This window comes from Streptomyces sp. A1136, from assembly GCF_004795055.1.
Lineage (GTDB): Bacteria > Actinomycetota > Actinomycetes > Streptomycetales > Streptomycetaceae > Streptomyces.
In genome coordinates, this window is sequence record NZ_SSBJ01000049.1 from 1 (window position 1) to 16,177 (window position 16,177).

The following is a 16,177-nucleotide window of genomic DNA, read 5'->3' on the forward strand; positions in this document are numbered from 1 at the left end:
GGCCCGGGCCGGACTCCCCGCGGAGCTGACGGACCGCTTCCACCAGGAGGAACAGCCCCCGCATACCGGGGTGGCAGGCCGAGAGGCCGCCGCCGTCGGTGTTGACGGGCAACTCTCCGTCCCGCAGCAGCCGGCCCTTCTCCACGAACGCCCCGCCCTCGCCCTTCGCGCAGAAGCCGAGGTCCTCCAACGTCACCAGCGTCATGTAGGTGAAGGCGTCGTAGATCTCCGCCAGGTCCACGTCGGCCGGGGTCAGCCCGGCCCGCTCGAAGGCCAGCCGGCCCGAGACCGCCGCCGGGGAGACGGTGAAGTCCTCCCACTCCGACATGGTGGTGTGCGAGACGGAGGTCCCCGAGCCCAGGACCCAGACGGGCGCCTTCGCGGTGTCCGGTACGTAGTCCTCCGCCGCGAGGAGGACGGCGCAGCCGCCGTCCGAGCGGATGCAGCAGTGCAGCTTCGTGAAGGGGTCCGCGATCATCTCGGCGGACAGGACGTCGTCCACCGTGAGCGGGTCGCGGTACATCGCGTCCGGGTTGGTCGCGGCGTTCGCCCGGGCCTGGACGGCCACGGCGGCGAGCTGCTCCGCCGTGGTGCCGTACTCGTGCATGTGGCGGCGCGCCGCCATGGCGTACTTCGCGACGAGGGTGTGGCCGTACGGGACCTCGAACTGGAGGGGTCCCCGCGCCCCGAAGGACAGGTTCGAGGTGCGCCGGCGGGCCTTGATGTCGGCGCGGGCGGTGGAGCCGTAGACCAGCAGGACCGCGTTGGTGTGGCCGGCGGCGATGGCGTCGGCGGCGTGCGCCGCCATGACCTCCCAGGTGGAGCCGCCCACCGAGGTGGAATCGACCCAGGTGGGGCGCAGTCCCAGGTACTCGGCCACCTCGACGGGGGCCAGGGTGCCGAGCCCGGCCGAGGCCAGGCCGTCGATGACGGAGCGGTCCAGGCCCGAGTCGGCGAGCGCCCGGCGGGCGGCTTGGGCGTGCAGCGCGTAGGGGGTGGGGCCGTCCACCCGGCCGCAGTCCGAGAGCGCGACGCCGACGACCGCGACCCTACGGCGGGGTGCGGAGGCGGCTGAGAGGGGTCCAGGCATGGGGCGACGGTATATCTGACGCATCGTCAGGCGCTAGGTCGCGTAACGGCCGCCGGTCGAACCCGCGCGACTTCGACGGTGACGGCCCCTGGGCATCCACGGCATCCCGCCCTAACATGACGGCCCGTCAGATCTCCCGGCCACCGCTGGGATGTGCCCCCGGGAGGAGCCCGACGATGGATGCCGCCTTCACCGCGGAGCAGGACGAGATGCGCCGCACCCTGCGCGAGATCCTGGGCAAACGCTGCGGCCCGGACGAGGTCAAGGCCGCCGTCCGCACCGCCGCCGGATACGACGGCGAGCTGTGGCGGCAGCTCGCCCGCCGGCTCGGCCTGCCCGGCATCGCCATCGCCGAGGAGTACGACGGGGTCGGCTGCGCGCCCGCCGACCTGGCGCTGGCCTGCGAAGAGACCGGGCGCGTGCTGCTGCCCTCCCCGCTGCTGGCCACCGCCGCGCTCGTCGCCCCGCTGATCGGCGCCCTCGGGACGCCCGCCCAGCGCTCGGCGGTGCTGCCCCGGCTGGCCGCCGGGACCCTGACCGCCGCGCTCGCCGTACCCGGCCCGGCGCTGGCCACCGCCCTCGCGCTGACCGGGGACAACACCCCGGGCGACTGGTCGGGGGGCGGGCGCGCCGGCGGGGTGCAGGCCCGGGGCGGGGGAGACGGCGGCTGGCGCCTGTACGGGGAGGCCGCCCAGGTGTTGGACGGACACAGCGCCGGGCTGCTGCTCGTCGCCGCCCACACCGGTGGCTTCGCCCGCAGCCGTACCCTGCTGTTCCTCGTCCGGGAGGACGCGCCCGGGCTCGTACGCGCCCGGCAGGCCACCCTCGACGAGACCCGGCCACAGGGCCGCCTCCAATTGCGTGACGTCGAAGCGGAACTGCTCGGCGCGGCCGACGCCGCCGACGTGCCCGGGGCGCTCGCCGCCACCGGCCGCGGCGTCGCGACCGTCCTCGCCGCAGAGGCGGTGGGCGCGGCCGGGCAGGCGTTGGCCCGCACGGTGGAGTACGTCCGGCAGCGCGAGCAGTTCGGTCGCGCGGTCGGTTCCTTCCAGGCGGTCAAACACCGCCTCGCCGACCTCTACGTACAGGTCCAGGCGGCCCGCTCCGCCGCGTACTACGCGGCCTGGGACCCCGATCAGGGCGGACTCGCCCTCGCCCAGGCCCTGGAGGCGCTCCGGCTGACGGCCGGGGAGGCCATCCAACTGCACGGCGGCATCGGCTTCACCTGGGAACACGACGCACACCTCTACTTCAAGCGGGCGGCGGCCGACGAACTGCTCTTCGGCCCCGCCCACCGGCTGCGGGCGCACGCCGCGCAACGCGCCGGACTCTTCCCGGCGATCCAAGAGGGGCCGGCGATCCGGGAAAGGATGGCCGTCCGATGACAGCCGTCGGTGTCCGTCTGATGCAGAAGGTCTCCTCGACCCTCCTGTTCGCCAAGATCGCGCCCCACGTCATCCCCGCCATGGACAAGGCGGTGCACAAGCTCACCCGCGGCAAGGTCATCCTGAGCGCGCAGATGCTGCCCGGGGTGATCCTGACCGCCAAGGGCGCCAAAACCGGCGAGCCGCGCACCACACCGCTCGCCTGCATGCCGTTGGAGGAGGGCGCGAGCTGGCTGCTGATCGGCTCCAACTTCGGCCGCCCCGGCCACCCGGCCTGGACCGCCAACCTGCTTAAACACCCCGACGCGCACGTGAGTTGGCGCGGCCGGGACATCGCCGTACGGGCCCGGCTGCTCCAAGGGGAGGAGCGCGCGCAGGCCTGGCGGCAGGCCCTGGCGTTCTGGCCGCCGTACGCGACGTACCAGGCGCGCATCGAGCGTGAGATCCGGCTGTTCCGCCTGGATCGCCGCTGACCACGGCTCATCGCCGCGACCCCCGGCGGCGGACCCGGACCCCTGGCGGCGGACCTGGACCCCTGGCGGGGGTCCGGGTCCGCCGTTACTTGGTCGGCTTCTTGCCGGTGATGCCCAGGTGGACGAGGAGCGCCAGGTTCGGCTTGAGTTCGGCCTGCTTGACGCCCCAGGTCTGGAACCCCTTCTGGTGCGAGGCGACCGCGGCCAGCATCGCGACCAGCGAACCGGCCATCGCGGCCGGGCTCAGGTCCTTGTCGACCTTGCCCTTGGCCTGGAGCTCCTTCATCGACTCCGTAAGGGAGTTGGTGACGGAGTTCAGGATCTTCATGCGGATCTTGTAGAACCGCTTGTCGCCCTCGGCCGCGCCGAGGTCGACGACCCGCAGGATCGCGTCGTTGCGGCGCCAGAAGTCCAGGAAGCCCTCGACCAGTTCTTCGGCCGCGGCCCAGCCGGCCTTGCCGACCCAGCTGCGGCCCTCGACGAGCGCGGTCAACTGCGCTCCCTCGGCGGCCATTTCCTCGGCGATCTCCAGGACGGCACCTTCGACGTCCGGGAAGTACTGGTAGAAGGTCGCGGGGGAGGTACCGGCCTTGCGTGCGACGTCGATCACCTTGACGTCGCGGTACGGCGAGGAGCTGAGCATCTCGCCGAGGCAGTCGAGCAGCTTCTGCCGCGTCGCCTGGCCGCGCCGGCCGGCGACACGCCCGTCGACGGTGCGTACTTGTCCTGTCATGCCGTCAGCTTACCGAGGGGTGATCGGCGCGCTATTCGGCCGCCTGCAAATGGGGTTAACCGGTCGCCGACCTGGGCCACAGCGTCCCCGCACCTGTCGGACCGATGCTTTTCGGCCGTTCTCCGCGCTCGTTCCGGCCCTACCCGCACCGCTTCTCCCACCGGTCGCGGACCGTCACTGATCCGACCCGTATCGTGGCGCAATCCCCCGAATAGTCTTGTCAACAGGCTGTGGACAAGTTTTCGGACCCATCATGGCCGGGAGGCACAGGACGGCCGTGGCGGACGCAGGGGCCGCATCCCCGTACGGGACGCGGGGGGCATACCCCCGCACAAGGGAAGGAACCGGGCCCATGACGGCATTCGCGGAAGGCTCCCCCTGCTGGGTCGACGCCTCGCTCCCGGACGTCGAGGCGGGAAAGCGCTTCTACGGTGAGCTCTTCGGGTGGACCTTCGGGGACAGCGCGGGCGCCGCATACGGGCACTACACGCAGGCCTACAGCCGCGGTCGCAACGTCGCCGCCCTCGCCCCGAAACCCGACGGCCGCATGCCGACCGTCTGGGGGATCTACCTCTACACCGTGGACGCGTACGCCTGCGCGGCCCGCATCCGCGCCGCCGGCGGCCAGATGGTGATGGACCCGCAGCCCGTGGGTCCCTACGGCACGGCCGCGATGGCCGCCGACCCCGGCGGAGCCGTCTTCGGCCTCTGGCAGCCCGGCACCCACCACGGCTTCGAAGCCCAGGGCGAGCCGTACACGTACCGCTGGTCGGAGGTCTACACCCGGGCTCGGGACGCCGTCGACGTGTTCTACGCCAAGGTCTTCGGCTACGTCCCCGAGGACCAGGACGACCCCGACTCCGGAATCGAGTACCGCGTCTGGTCCCCGCCCGGCAGTGCCCCCGGTTCCGACACCGCCGTCCTCGGGCGCAGCCTCATCACCGACGCGTTCCCGGAGATCATGCCGGCGCACTTCCTGGCCTACTTCGCCGTCCCCGACTGCGACCAGACCGTGGCCACGGCGCGGCGCCTCGGCGGCCGGGTCACCGCCGATCCCGTCGACACCCCGTACGGGCGCATCGCGGTCGTCGCCGACAATCAGGGGGCGGTCTTCGGGGTGCTCTCCGAGCCGCGGACGAAAGCCGGAGGCGAATCCCGGCCCTGACCCGGGGCCGGACCAGGCGCGGGCCTGACAGAATCGGGCGTGCGCGCCGGTGGACGCGCGCTGCGGGCGGGCCCGGTGTGGGCCCGGACGGCCCGCACGGGGAGGTGTGGAGGCGAGTGGTGGAGCAGCTGACGCAGCACGACCCGAGACGGATCGGCCCCTTCGAGGTGCTGGGACGGCTCGGCGCCGGCGGCATGGGGCTGGTCTACCTCGCGCGGTCGGCATCGGGACGACGCGTCGCGATCAAGACGGTGCGGACCGAACTGGCCGAGGACCAGCTCTTCCGCGTCCGCTTCACCCGCGAGGTGGAGGCCGCGCGCGCCGTCTCCGGCTTCTACACCGCGGCCGTGGTCGACGCCGACCCGCGCGCCGCCGTGCCGTGGCTGGCGACCGCGTACGTACCCGCCCCCTCCTTGGAGGAGATCGTCAACGAGTGCGGGCCCATGCCCGTGCAGGCCGTCCGGTGGCTCGCGGCGGGCATCGCGGAGGCCCTCCAGTCCATCCACGGCGCCGGCCTCGTCCACCGCGACCTGAAGCCGTCCAATGTGCTCGTCGTCGAGGACGGCCCGCGCGTCATCGACTTCGGCATCGCGAGCGGGGTCTCCAACACCCGGCTGACCATGACGAACGTCGCCGTCGGCACCCCCGCCTACATGTCGCCCGAGCAGGCGAAGGACTCGCGCAGCGTCAAGGGCGCCAGCGACGTCTTCTCGCTCGGTTCGACCCTCGTCTTCGCCGCCACCGGACACCCGCCCTACCACGGGGCGAACCCGGTCGAGACGGTGTTCATGCTGCTGCGCGAGGGCCCGAACCTGGAGGGGCTCCCCGACGAGCTGCGGCCCCTCATCGACTCCTGCATGCAGATGGACGCCACCCGCCGTCCCACCCCGGCGGACCTCCAGGCGCAATTGGCCCCGCACCTCTTCGACGGCGGCGACGACAGCGGCACCGCCTCGGCCTGGCTGCCCCCTCAGGCCGTCGCCATGATCGAGGCGCGGCGCGCCGGACTGCGTACGGCCGTGGTCCCCGCTCCCGCCCGCAAGCCGCGCGGGGCCGAGGGCCCGGCCTCGGGCCCCGCCACGCACCGTCGGCGCGAACCGGCGGAGTCCTGGGTGGACCCGCGCACCGGCCAGGCCGCCCCGCCGCTCCCGGCGCACCGGCCGGACGCCTCCCCGGTGCCCTCGGGCGAGCCCGTCCGGCTCGGCGCCTCCCCGGTGCCGATCGGGCCCGGGCCGCGCGCGACGGCCGCCGCGCCCGTCGGGGCCGGAGCCGACGTGGCCACCGCCTGGGTCCGTCCGCCGGGCGGCGCGTCCGCGGCCGACGCCGTGGCGGCGGTGCCGCACCAGTCGGCCGCGTCGCCCCCCGGCCCCTCACCCGACAGCGGCCGGTGGCGGCCCTGGCGGTTCCGCATGTCCAACGAGGTCTGGGGCACCCCGACCGTCGCCGGGGACCTGCTCTACGTCACCTCCTTCGAGGTGCACGCCCTCGACGTCGGCAGCGGCCGCCGGCAGTTCAAGACGCGGGACGTCGCCTGGTCCATGGCCGTCGCGGACGGCCGCATCCACGCCTCCGACGGGCCCTCCCTGTACGCGCTCGACGCCTCCGACGGCTCCGAGCGGTGGCGGCTGGCCACCGATGCCTGGGTGTACGCGCTGCGCGCCGAGCGGGGCACGGTCGTCACCGCTACGCGCGGCGGCGGCGTACAGGGCTGGGAGGCCTCCAACGGGCAGAAGCTGTGGGAGCTCGGCGGCGCCCAGTCGGACTTCGAGACCCCGGAGGCCGCGCCGGTCCTGCACGACGGCACCGTCTACGTGTGGCAGGACGCCCGGCTGCGCGCCCTGGACGCCCGCTCCGGCCTGGAGGCCTGGTCGTACCCGGTCGGCGACGCGGCATCCTGCGGGAACGTGCCGGTACGGGTCACCCCGGCGCCCGACGGCAACGTCTACGTCGCCGCCGGCACCCGCGTCCTGTCCGTCGACCGGGCCTCGGGGCGGGTGCGCTGGCACTTCGAGGCCCCGGCGGTCTTCCTGGCGCCCCCGGCCTTCGCACCGGGCGCGGCGGTGACCGGCGGCGGCGTGTACCTCGTCGACTACCTGGGCACCGTCTACGCCCTGGACGCGGTGACCGGCAAGGACCGCTGGCGCATCGCGACGGAGTCGCGGCCCTCGCCGGACCCGGTCCTGGTGGCGGCCGGCAGCGTCCACCTGGGCGCGGGCAGCGCCCTCTACACGCTCGACGCGGTCACCGGCACCCCGAAGTGGCGGTTCGCGGCGGGTGGGGAGATCACCGGCTCGCCGGCGGTCGCGGACGGCCGCGTGCACTTCGGCTCGGCGGACCACTGCCTGTACACCCTGGACGCGGCGGGCGGCCAACTGCGCTGGAAGCTGGCCACGGGCGGTGAGATCACCGGCGCCCCGGTGGCGGACTCGGGGGTGGTGTACGCGTGCAGCAAGGACCGCTGCGTGTACGCGCTGGACGCGGCGAAGGGGACGGGCACCCGGACCGGGGCGTGAGCTCCCGGCGGGTCCGACGGAGTCGCCTTACGCGGTGCGCGTAAGGCGACCCGCCCCCCTCCAGGTAGCGCACGGCACCGGGAGTGACAGGATGGACCCCATGAGCAACGTCTTCTTCGACATCACCATCAACGGCGCCCCGGCCGGCCGCATCGTCTTCAACCTGTTCGACGATGTCGTCCCGCAGACCGCGCGCAACTTCCGCGAGCTGGCCACCGGCCAGAACGGCTTCGGCTACGCCGGCTCCGGCTTCCACCGCGTCATCCCGCAGTTCATGCTGCAGGGTGGCGACTTCACCAACCACAACGGCACCGGCGGCAAGAGCATCTACGGCGAGAAGTTCGCGGACGAGAACTTCAACCTGAAGCACGACCGCCCGTACCTGCTGTCGATGGCGAACGCCGGCCGCAACACCAACGGCTCGCAGTTCTTCATCACCACCGTCGTCACCCCGTGGCTCGACGGCAAGCACGTCGTCTTCGGCGAGGTCGTCTCGGGCCAGGAGCTCGTCGACCAGATCGAGGCCCTGGGCTCCCAGTCCGGCGCCCCCAAGGGCAAGATCGAGATCGCGGCCTCGGGCGTCGTCGACGCCGCCTGATCCCTCCAGCCCGGCCGGCCGGCCCCGCCCCCTTCGGGGGACCGGGGCCGCCGCCATGTCCGGCCGCTGTTCGTCCGGCCCGTGGTCGGCCCCTCGTCAGGCGGCCGGAGTGAGGTTGCGGGTCATGCGGGCGAGGACACCGACGGCGGCGGTGTACTCGTCGGTGGAGACCCCCCGCGCCGCGAGCGCCCGGAAGGCGTCGACACGTACGGCGGCCTCGGCGCGACACGTGCGTCCGGCGTCGGTGAGGGCCGGGGTGTCGGGGGTCGGGCGGACGAGCCGGCCCGTGGCGAGGAGGGACTCGACCACCGCCGTCACGGCCGGCGCCGCCGCGTCGGCGGCGAGGAGGTCCCGTACCGCCCGATCGGTCGCGGGGGCCGCTCCGACCGCGTTCAGGACCTGCCCGGTCAGGCGGTCAAATACGCCGGCGCCCTCTCGGACCTCCGCCACCGCGGTTCGGCGGCCCCCGAAGGCGACACGCCCTAGACGCGCCGCTCCAGCACCCGGCCCGGCCAGGTGCCGGACACGAAGGCGGCGGCGGGCGTGAAGCCGTTGCGCTCGTAGTACGCCACCAGTTCGCCGCCCCCGCCCGCCCAGCAGTCCACCCGCAGCAGTCCGACGCCGGCCCGCCGGGTCTCCTCGACGGCGCGGGCCAGCAGCGCGGCCCCGATCCCGAGGCCCGCGTAGCGGCGGTCCCCGACCAACAGGCGGACGTACCGCTCGGGTTCCCCGGCCGGCGCGATCGGCAGCTGCGGACTGGGACCGGAGTCCAGGACGAGGGCCCCCGCCGGAGCGCCGTCCCACTCCGCGACGAAGGGCGTGTTCTCGGTCGTGTACCGCCCGACCCGCTCCGGCCCGCCCGGCCGCCGCGAATACGGCGTCGTGCCCCACTGCTCGGTGTTGCCGCGCGCGTTCATCCAGACCACCGCGGAGTCGAGCATGTCCAAGATCGCCGCCGCGTCGGCGGGACCGCCGGGCCTGATCCTTATCCGTACGCCGTCGGCGCTCTCGCCGTCAGTGCTGTCGTTCACGACGGAAGGCTAGGCCCTGCCGCCCGACAGGGGCTAGGCGCGGTCCGGCGGCGGAGGGGGCCAGGGTTCGGCGTCGTGGCGGGTCGGGGAGGTCGGGGCCTGGTCGGTGGGCGGGAGGTCGCGGTCGCGGACGCGGCGGCGGGGGCGGCCGCGCATGACGGCCGCCGCCAGGAGGAGCAGCGCGCCGGCGCCGAACGCGCTGGCCACACCAGCGCCGACGCCCCGCCCGCCGCCGACCGAGATGCTGCCCACGGCCTGGCCCTGACGGACCATCCACAGCGCGGCGAAGCCGAGGACCACCACCCCCGCGAGTGCCATCAGGGCGCGCGAGCGCAGCACGATCGCGACGAGTGCCAGGAGCGCCGCGGCGCAGAACGGCAGCAGCAACCCGGTGAACAGGGCGGCCTTGGCCCCGGTGATCCCGCTCGGGGAGAAGAGTTCCACCAGGCGGTAGTCGCGCCCGTGGCGGCCGTCGTACCAGGCGCGGAAGGGACTCCAGACGGCGACCGCGGCCCCGATCAGACCGAGGATCGAGCCGAGTACGTTGCGGATCATGCCCGGCCCTCCGGGGTAGGGATCTTGGGTCAGACGCTACGGGCGGCCCGTGGTGCCCGCACGTCGGGTGGGGCGTCCGGGGGGCCTGGTAGCGTGGCGCGCCGTTGTCCAGGGGGAGGAGACGGCCATGGCGGTCGGACGTCGCATCAGGTTCGGCGCGGTGCTCGTGGCGGTGGTGTTCGCGCTCACGGGGTTCTCGTCCGGCCACAAGGGCAGCGGTGGGGGCGGTTGCTCCAGCTCCAGCTCCAAGAGCAGCAAGAGCAGCAGCAGCTCCAACCGAACCAGCACCTACAACCGCAACACCACCAGGGGCAGCGGATCGACGGCGAGTCCCGCTCCCACCGCCACCGGCGCACCCGCCCGCGCCGAGGTGGTCACCTGCGCCGGCCCCGCCACCTCAAAGGCCACGGTCAGGGTCACCTCCCTCGCGAGCACCGAGCGCACGGTCGAGGTCCCGATCACCTTCGACGGCGCGTCCGGGACCGTCGAGCGCACCTCCGGCCGGGTCACGCTCAAACAGGGCGAGACCCGCACCATCGAGATCCCGCTCAGCGACCCCACGCAGGCCGCGGCGGTCACCGGCTGCCGACTCGGGACCGTCGTCCGGGGCTGACCGGTACGCCCCGCCGCCTTGCCGGCCGCCGGGCCCCCGGGCCGGGCGCTCCTTTTGCCCACCCGCCCTAGCGGACCCGGGGTTCCGGTGCCGCGCGGCGGCCGGTGAAGAGGGCGGCCTGGTCCGCGGGAGGCAGGTTGCCCAGGGCGATCAGGGCCGGCGCCTGGTCCAGGGCTTGGCGCAGCGCAGCCTGCTTCGCCGACCACAACGCCCGTACCGTCCCCTGGACGGCAGCGGTCGGGAAACCGGCCAGTGTCCGCGCCGACCGCAGGGCCGCCGCCACGAGCTCCCCGGGCTCGACGAGCTCCGAGACCAGCCCCGTCTCGTACGCCCGCCGCGCCGAGAGCCGCTCCGCCGTCCCCATCAGGGACATCCGGGCCACCTCCCCGAACGGCATGCGCTGGGCCATGTAGACCGCCTCGTAGGCGCTGACCATCCCGTAGGTGGTGTGCGGGTCGAAGAACGTCGCGGACGACGACGCGACGATGAACTCGCACTCGCCCAACAGGTAGAACGCCCCGCCGCACGCCATGCCGTTGACGGCCGCGACCACCGGCTTCCACAGGTCGTTGGCCTTCGGGCCGACGGCGATCAGCGGGTCGTCGACGGAGTACGGGGACGCGGGTTGCGCTACCGAGACGTCCCGGTCGACGCCCGTGCAGAACGCGGCCGTGCCGGCGCCCGTCAGCACCACCGCCCGTACGTCGTCGTCGTGCCGGAACCCCTGCCATGCGGCGGCCAGTGCACCGGCCGTCGCGAGGTCGATCGCGTTGTGCCTGTGCTCCCGGTCCAGGGTGACGACCGCGACGCCGCTCGCCCCGTCCCGCTCCACCCGTACCGTCACGGCCGCTCCAGGACCCAGCGCGGCACGCTCATCCCGCCCGTCTCGGTGAACACCACCTGCACCCGCGCCCCGATCCGCAGCCGGGCCGGGTCCACCGAGTCCAGCGGGGCGTCGGCCGAGGTGACCAGGTTCCCCGCCAGTCGGATCAGCGGGTCCTCCGCCAGCTCCACGAGGACGACGTTGTACGGGGCCTGCGCCGCGTAGGCGGGCAGCAGTGGCGGGTGCGGCCGTACGAACGACCAGATCCGGCCCCGGCCGCTCATCGGCCGCCACCGGGAGCCGAACGACCCGCAGCGCGGGCAGCAGGGCCGCGGGGGGAAGCGGAGCCGACCGCAGTCGGCGCAGGCCTGGACGCGGAGTTCACCGCGCGCGGCGTACTCCCAGAACGGGGCCCCGTCCTCGTCCGGGACCGGGAGGAGGAGGCTTTCGGCGGGCGCGGTCATGGTCGGTGTCAGCTCCTCAGCAGGATCGCGGACGTCGGGACACCCTCGCCCGCCGTCACCAGGCACGTGGCGGCGTCCGGCACCTGGGCGGTGGAGATGCCGCGCAGTTGCTTGACGCCCTCGTTGATCAGGTTGAAGCCGTGCACGTACGCCTCGGACAGACCGCCGCCGCCGGTGTTGATCGGCAGCCGGCCGCCCATCTCCAGCGCCCCGCCCTCGGTGAAGGCGGCGCCCTCGCCGCGCCCGCAGAAGCCGTACCCCTCCAGGGACAGCGGGATCAGCGGGGTGAAGGCGTCGTAGATCTGCGCGACGTCCACGTCCTCGGGCCCGAAGTCGGCCTGCTTCCACAGGTGACGGGCGGCCGTCCACGCCGGGCCGGACAGCGGGTCGTCGTTCCAGTAGTTGACCATCCCGTGGTGCTGCGCCGGCAGGCCCTGCGCGACGGAGTGGACGTAGACCGGCTTTTGCCGGCAGTCCCGCGCCCGCTCGGCGGAGACGATGACGCAGGCGAGCGCCCCGTCCGTCTCCAGGCAGTTGTCGAAGAGGCAGAGCGGCTCGCTGATCATGCGGGAGGTCATGTACATCTCGCGGGTCAGCGGGCGCTCGTACATCACCGCCGCCGGGTTCTCGTTGGCCCGGTTGCGGCAGGCCATCGCCACGTTGAAGAGGTGGTCGCGGGTGGCCCCGTACTCGTGCATGTAGCGGCGGGCCAGCATGGCTATCTCGTCGGCCGGGCGCAGCAGTCCGAACGGGCGGGTCCACTGCCCCGGGGTGGGCAGTTGCACGGTCGTGTTCCTCCAGGGGCGGGGTCCCGAGCCGCGCTTGCGCGAGCGCCAGGCGACGCCGACGGAGGCCTGGCCGGTGGCGACGGCGGCGGCGAGGTGGCCGACCGTGGCGCAGGAGCCGCCGCCGCCGTAGCCGACCTTGGAGAAGAAGGTGACGTCGCCGGCGCCGATGGACTTGGCGACCTCGACCTCGTCGGTCTCCTCCATCGTGTACGAGGCGAAGGCATCGACCTCCGCCGGTGCTATGCCCGCGTCCGCGAGCGCCGCGAGGATCGCGCGGCAGGCCAATTCCTTTTCGCTGCCCGGCAGCCGTTTGGCAAAGGCGGTCTGGCCGATGCCGACGATTGCCGTAGCGTCCTTGAGCGTTGCCGCCATCGCCACCTCCGGGTGCGCGCCAGTGCTGACAGCCGCGAAGGCTACAGCTAATCTGACGGATAGTCAGCTACTGGCACCGGGGAGGGCGACGCGCGATGGGCGAGGAGCGGCACGAGCAGCACCGACAGGGCGGGGACCGACCCACCGCAGAGCACCCGGACCGCGCCGCCGACCCCCGGGGCGACCTGCGCTGGGGCACCATCGGAAGGCTCGTGCGGGACGCCGCCGGCCGCTACGGCGACCGCGAGGCCGTCGCCGACGGCCGCGTCCGCGTGAGCTACGGACGGCTCGGCGAACGCGTCGAACGCGCCGCCGCGGCCTGTCTCGCCGCCGGGATCGAACCCGGCGACCGGGTCGCCGTCTGGGCGCCCAACAGCCTCGACTGGATCGTCTCCGCCCTCGGCGCCGTCTCCGCCGGCGCGGTGCTCGTCCCGCTCAACACCCGGTTCAAGGGCTCCGAGGCCGCTTACGTGCTCCGACGCAGCCGGGCCCGGCTCCTCTTCGTCACCGGCACCTTCCTCGGTACCTCCTACGTCGCCTCCCTGCGCCGCGCCACCGCCGAAGGCGACGGCACCGGCCCGTTGCCCGGCCTACCCGACCTGGAACAGGTCGTCGTGCTCGCCGAGGACGCCCCCGAGGCCTTCCGCACCTGGAAGGACTTCCTGGCCGGCGGCGACCGGGTACCGGCCGGGGCCGTCCGCGAGCGCGTCGAATCGCTCTGCCCCGACGCGCCCTCCGACATCATCTTCACCTCCGGCACCACCGGCAGCCCCAAGGGCGCCGTCATCACCCACGCCCAGACGCTGCGCTGCTACGACGTGTGGAGCGAACTCGCCGGACTGCGCGAAGGCGACCGCTACCTGATCGTGAACCCCTTCTTCCACACCTTCGGCTACAAGGCCGGGATCATCGCCTGCCTGATGCGCGGGGCGACGATGATCCCCCAGCCCGTCTTCGACGTCGACACCGTCCTCGCGAACGTCGCCGCCGAACGGATCTCCGTCCTCCCCGGGCCGCCCACCCTCCACCAGTCCCTCCTCGACCACCCCCAGCGCGACCACCACGACCTGTCCGCCCTGCGCCTGGTCGTCACCGGCGCGGCCGTCGTCCCGCTCCGGCTCGTCGAGCGACTGCGCGACGAACTGCGCATCGCCACCGTCCTGACCGCGTACGGGCTCTCCGAGGCCGGCGGCATCGTCACCATGTGCCGCCGCGGCGACCCGCCCGAGGTCATCGCCGCCACTTCCGGGCGCGCCATCCCCGACACCGAGGTACGGATAGCCGACGAGAACGGCGCCCCGGCAGCCGCCGGCACCCCGGGGGAGGTGTGGGTACGCGGCCACCACGTCATGCGGGGGTACTTCGAGGACCCCCAGGAGACACGGCGCGCCATCACCCCGGACGGCTGGCTGCGCACGGGCGACGTCGGGCTCCTCGACCCCGCCGGGAACCTGCGCATCACCGACCGGATCAAGGACATGTTCATCGTCGGCGGGTTCAACGCCTACCCCGCGGAGATCGAGCAGCTCCTCGGCCTGCACCCGGACGTCGCGGACGTCGCCGTCGTCGGCGTCCCCGACCCGCGCCTCGGCGAGGTCGGCAAGGCCTACGCGGTCCGGCGCCCCGGCTCCACCCTCACCGCCGACGACCTGATCGCCTGGTCCCGGCGCGAGATGGCCAACTACAAGGTGCCGCGGACGGTGGAGTTCGTGAGCGAGCTGCCGCGCAACGCGAGCGGCAAGGTCCTCAAGGGGGAGCTGCGGACCCGGGCCTAGAGCGGCGCGGCGGGTGGGGCACGCGTGGCTCAGGCGGGCTTGCGGGCCAGTACCAGGCGCCAGCGCGGGGTCCCGTCGGGGCGGCGCCCGAAGTGCTCCAACGGGGCGGTCCCCACCGTGAACCCCGCCGCGCGCAGATCGGCCCGGACCGGCCCCCAGGGGAAGGAGCGGTAGTACATGACGAACGGCGGGCGCCACACCGCGTTGCGGACGCGCATCGCCGCGTCGAAGCCGGCCACCGCCCACCACAGCGGTGACGACGGCGGGATGGGCGCCCCGATCGGGAAGGCGAACACGCCGCCGGGGCGCAGCGCCCGCCGGACGCCGGCGAACAGGGTGGGCCGCTGGGCCGGGAGGAAGTGCCCGAAGGCCCCGAAGCTCACCGCCAGGTCGTACGAGTCCGCGAACGACCCCGGCAGGGCCAGCGCGTCGGCCCGGACGAGATCGACCCCGTCCGGGAGGTCCCGCGCGGCCTGCCGCAGCATGCCGGCGCTGACGTCCACGCCGGTGACCCGGTCCCGGCACAGCCGCCGCAGCAGCGGCAGGCCCGCGCCGGTGCCGCAGCACAGGTCCAGCCCGGAGCCGAAGGACCCCTCGTGCTCCGCCAGGGTCTCCTCGACCGAGTCGAGCATCCGGTCCGGGGTGCGGAACGGCGTCGCGTCGAACTTCGGCGCCAACAGGTCGTAACCGCGCTCGACGGAGGACAGAGCCTGCACGGCCAGCTCGCGGACGGTCGGCCCCTGGGAGGTGAACATCCCTCCACCCTAGACGCGTTCCCGCCCGGTGCGGGGGACTCTCACGGTGTGCGGGCGGGAGCTCCTCACGGGGTGCGCGCCCGGTCCTTCTCCCAGGCGCCGACGCCGAGCCGTCCCGTGGTGCCGAGGTCGAGCTCGGGCGTCACGGTCACCGCCGGAGCCCCCGGTTTCGCCGTCACCCTGGCGTACGGGGCGGTCACGGCGTCGCCGGAACCGGTGGTGTTGCGCCAGGCGAGCGAGGCGGAGGCCGACTCCCCCGGCCGCAGCGTCAGGGGCGCGGCCGGCGCGTCCCGGCCGATTCCCGTGGCGATCTCGGCGGTGCCCCGGAGGACGTCGACGCCGGTCAACGGCTTGCGGCTCGCGTCGAGAAGTTGGAGGGCGGGATACCCGTCGAGCCGGTATGCGGCGGCGCCGCAATTGGTCAGGTGGAGGCCCACCACGCGCAGTCCCATGGCGGCGTCGCCGTCGTCGGCCGTGACGCGGACCCCGGAGGGCGGGCAGGTGCCCGGCGGGGCGGGCGCCTCGGCGGCCGGGACGGCCCGGACCTTGGTGATCCGCACCTGCGTCCCGGTCCCGGTCCCGGTCCCGGCACCGGTCCCGGTCGCGCCCGCCGTCCGTTCGACGGCGCGCGTGACGCTCTGACCCGGCCCCACGGACGCCACGGTCTGCCGGACGGCGTCCATGACTTGGCCGGAGGCGTTCAGGTAGGTGAAGGTGATCTCGTAGGTGAGGGCCTCGGAGCCGGGGTTGGTGACCCGGAACGCGGCCCGGTCCGCATCCGGGGAGGGGCCGCACTCGCGGCTGACGAGGCTCACGCCGTCGTGGTCCGCGCCGGTGGGCCGGTCCGCGGTCGGGGAAGGGACGCAGCTCGGTGCGGCGGAGCCGCCGGCCGCGCCGGAGCCCGCGCTGTGCGTTCCGCATCCGGCGAGGAGCACGGTGGCGGCGAGGGCGCACAGGGCGGGCGGGCTCGCGGAGGGGACGGGGCGCATCGGTCCAGGAGATCAGGAGCGGATGCGCGCGGCTGTGACGGAGGCCATGCCTCCG

At 74.0% G+C, this 16,177-nt stretch carries 17 protein-coding genes; 7 read left to right on the forward strand and 10 right to left on the reverse strand.

The annotated features are described in order from the left end of the window. Positions 1-1,090: acetyl-CoA acetyltransferase (locus E6R62_RS32440; RefSeq protein ID WP_136217062.1), on the reverse strand; the 1,090-nt coding region annotated here is incomplete at its 3' end. Positions 1,091-1,266: 176 nt separating this feature from the next. Between E6R62_RS32440 and E6R62_RS32445 the strand changes: the two genes are divergently transcribed. Both E6R62_RS32445 and E6R62_RS32450 read left to right on the forward strand, forming a co-directional pair. Further along, positions 1,267-2,475: an acyl-CoA dehydrogenase family protein gene (locus E6R62_RS32445; protein ID WP_136217063.1), complete on the forward strand. Its 1,209-nt coding sequence runs from the start codon at positions 1,267-1,269 to the stop codon at positions 2,473-2,475. Then, the gene (locus E6R62_RS32450) at positions 2,472-2,948 is read left to right on the forward strand and encodes a nitroreductase family deazaflavin-dependent oxidoreductase (protein WP_136217064.1); all 477 of its coding nucleotides are present in this window, start codon (positions 2,472-2,474) and stop codon (positions 2,946-2,948) included. The genes E6R62_RS32445 and E6R62_RS32450 overlap by 4 nt, the downstream gene beginning before the upstream one ends. An 85-nt stretch (positions 2,949-3,033) precedes the next feature. Here the strand turns inward: E6R62_RS32450 and E6R62_RS32455 are convergent, their stop codons facing one another. Further along, a complete protein-coding gene (locus E6R62_RS32455) occupies positions 3,034-3,681 on the reverse strand; it encodes a TetR family transcriptional regulator (RefSeq protein WP_136217065.1) in 648 nt (215 codons plus the stop codon). Positions 3,682-4,033: 352 nt separating this feature from the next. Here E6R62_RS32455 and E6R62_RS32460 point away from each other — a divergent pair, with 352 nt between their 5' ends. The 3 genes from E6R62_RS32460 to E6R62_RS32470 all read left to right on the forward strand — a co-directional run bounded on the left by E6R62_RS32460 (position 4,034) and on the right by E6R62_RS32470 (position 7,957). Continuing rightward, positions 4,034-4,846 carry a VOC family protein gene (locus E6R62_RS32460; protein ID WP_136217066.1) on the forward strand — a complete coding sequence of 271 codons (813 nt, stop codon included), beginning with the start codon at positions 4,034-4,036 and terminating at the stop codon, positions 4,844-4,846. A 116-nt stretch (positions 4,847-4,962) separates the two neighbouring features. Next, positions 4,963-7,359: a PQQ-binding-like beta-propeller repeat protein gene (locus E6R62_RS32465; protein ID WP_206308915.1), complete on the forward strand. Its 2,397-nt coding sequence runs from the start codon at positions 4,963-4,965 to the stop codon at positions 7,357-7,359. 100 nt (positions 7,360-7,459) lie between these two features. Then, positions 7,460-7,957, forward strand: a complete 498-nt coding sequence (locus E6R62_RS32470) for a peptidylprolyl isomerase (RefSeq protein WP_136217068.1) — start codon at positions 7,460-7,462, stop codon at positions 7,955-7,957. Between the two features lie 96 nt (positions 7,958-8,053). Here E6R62_RS32470 and E6R62_RS32475 read toward each other — a convergent pair whose 3' ends face one another. From E6R62_RS32475 to E6R62_RS32485, 3 genes are all read right to left on the reverse strand, one after another. After that, positions 8,054-8,407, reverse strand: a complete 354-nt coding sequence (locus E6R62_RS32475; protein WP_136217069.1) for a MarR family transcriptional regulator — start codon at positions 8,405-8,407, stop codon at positions 8,054-8,056. A gap of 32 nt (positions 8,408-8,439) precedes the next feature. Beyond that, entirely contained in the window at positions 8,440-8,898 is a 459-nt protein-coding gene (locus E6R62_RS32480; RefSeq protein ID WP_136217097.1) for a GNAT family N-acetyltransferase, read from the reverse strand. A gap of 123 nt (positions 8,899-9,021) precedes the next feature. Further along, positions 9,022-9,543 (reverse strand): hypothetical protein, encoded by a 522-nt coding sequence (locus E6R62_RS32485; protein ID WP_206308916.1) that lies wholly within the window; start codon positions 9,541-9,543, stop codon positions 9,022-9,024. A 127-nt stretch (positions 9,544-9,670) separates the two neighbouring features. Here E6R62_RS32485 and E6R62_RS32490 point away from each other — a divergent pair, with 127 nt between their 5' ends. Continuing rightward, positions 9,671-10,156 (forward strand): hypothetical protein, encoded by a 486-nt coding sequence (locus E6R62_RS32490; protein ID WP_136217070.1) that lies wholly within the window; start codon positions 9,671-9,673, stop codon positions 10,154-10,156. 67 nt (positions 10,157-10,223) lie between these two features. Here the strand turns inward: E6R62_RS32490 and E6R62_RS32495 are convergent, their stop codons facing one another. The 3 genes from E6R62_RS32495 to E6R62_RS32505 are packed head-to-tail and all read right to left on the reverse strand — an operon-like array spanning position 10,224 to position 12,603. Then, a complete protein-coding gene (locus E6R62_RS32495) occupies positions 10,224-11,000 on the reverse strand; it encodes an enoyl-CoA hydratase/isomerase family protein (protein ID WP_136217071.1) in 777 nt (258 codons plus the stop codon). Continuing rightward, positions 10,997-11,443 carry a Zn-ribbon domain-containing OB-fold protein gene (locus E6R62_RS32500; protein ID WP_136217072.1) on the reverse strand — a complete coding sequence of 149 codons (447 nt, stop codon included), beginning with the start codon at positions 11,441-11,443 and terminating at the stop codon, positions 10,997-10,999. The genes E6R62_RS32495 and E6R62_RS32500 overlap by 4 nt, the downstream gene beginning before the upstream one ends. Positions 11,444-11,451: 8 nt before the next feature. Continuing rightward, on the reverse strand, positions 11,452-12,603 hold the full coding sequence (locus E6R62_RS32505) for a lipid-transfer protein (protein ID WP_136217073.1): 1,152 nt from the start codon (positions 12,601-12,603) through the stop codon (positions 11,452-11,454). Positions 12,604-12,698: 95 nt separating this feature from the next. On the opposite strand from E6R62_RS32505, the gene E6R62_RS32510 reads away from it, so the two are divergent. Continuing rightward, positions 12,699-14,378 carry a FadD3 family acyl-CoA ligase gene (locus E6R62_RS32510; RefSeq protein ID WP_136217074.1) on the forward strand — a complete coding sequence of 560 codons (1,680 nt, stop codon included), beginning with the start codon at positions 12,699-12,701 and terminating at the stop codon, positions 14,376-14,378. 29 nt (positions 14,379-14,407) lie between these two features. Here the strand turns inward: E6R62_RS32510 and E6R62_RS32515 are convergent, their stop codons facing one another. Both E6R62_RS32515 and E6R62_RS32520 read right to left on the reverse strand, forming a co-directional pair. Continuing rightward, entirely contained in the window at positions 14,408-15,133 is a 726-nt protein-coding gene (locus E6R62_RS32515; RefSeq protein WP_136217075.1) for a class I SAM-dependent methyltransferase, read from the reverse strand. A gap of 65 nt (positions 15,134-15,198) precedes the next feature. After that, the gene (locus E6R62_RS32520) at positions 15,199-16,122 is read right to left on the reverse strand and encodes a DUF4232 domain-containing protein (protein WP_136217076.1); all 924 of its coding nucleotides are present in this window, start codon (positions 16,120-16,122) and stop codon (positions 15,199-15,201) included. Positions 16,123-16,177: the final 55 nt, after the last annotated feature.

Excerpts from the sequence above, each read along its gene's own strand:
- E6R62_RS32445 (WP_136217063.1), top strand. The coding sequence starts at position 1,267 with ATGGATGCCGCCTTCACCGCGGAGCAGGACGAGATGCGCCGCACCCTG.
- E6R62_RS32450 (WP_136217064.1), top strand. The coding sequence starts at position 2,472 with ATGACAGCCGTCGGTGTCCGTCTGATGCAGAAGGTCTCCTCGACCCTC.
- E6R62_RS32455 (WP_136217065.1), bottom strand. The coding sequence starts at position 3,681 with ATGACAGGACAAGTACGCACCGTCGACGGGCGTGTCGCCGGCCGGCGC.
- E6R62_RS32460 (WP_136217066.1), top strand. The coding sequence starts at position 4,034 with ATGACGGCATTCGCGGAAGGCTCCCCCTGCTGGGTCGACGCCTCGCTC.
- E6R62_RS32470 (WP_136217068.1), top strand. The coding sequence starts at position 7,460 with ATGAGCAACGTCTTCTTCGACATCACCATCAACGGCGCCCCGGCCGGC.
- E6R62_RS32480 (WP_136217097.1), bottom strand. The coding sequence starts at position 8,898 with ATGCTCGACTCCGCGGTGGTCTGGATGAACGCGCGCGGCAACACCGAG.
- E6R62_RS32485 (WP_206308916.1), bottom strand. The coding sequence starts at position 9,543 with ATGATCCGCAACGTACTCGGCTCGATCCTCGGTCTGATCGGGGCCGCG.
- E6R62_RS32490 (WP_136217070.1), top strand. The coding sequence starts at position 9,671 with ATGGCGGTCGGACGTCGCATCAGGTTCGGCGCGGTGCTCGTGGCGGTG.
- E6R62_RS32500 (WP_136217072.1), bottom strand. The coding sequence starts at position 11,443 with ATGACCGCGCCCGCCGAAAGCCTCCTCCTCCCGGTCCCGGACGAGGAC.
- E6R62_RS32505 (WP_136217073.1), bottom strand. The coding sequence starts at position 12,603 with ATGGCGGCAACGCTCAAGGACGCTACGGCAATCGTCGGCATCGGCCAG.
- E6R62_RS32510 (WP_136217074.1), top strand. The coding sequence starts at position 12,699 with ATGGGCGAGGAGCGGCACGAGCAGCACCGACAGGGCGGGGACCGACCC.
- E6R62_RS32515 (WP_136217075.1), bottom strand. The coding sequence starts at position 15,133 with ATGTTCACCTCCCAGGGGCCGACCGTCCGCGAGCTGGCCGTGCAGGCT.
- E6R62_RS32520 (WP_136217076.1), bottom strand. The coding sequence starts at position 16,122 with ATGCGCCCCGTCCCCTCCGCGAGCCCGCCCGCCCTGTGCGCCCTCGCC.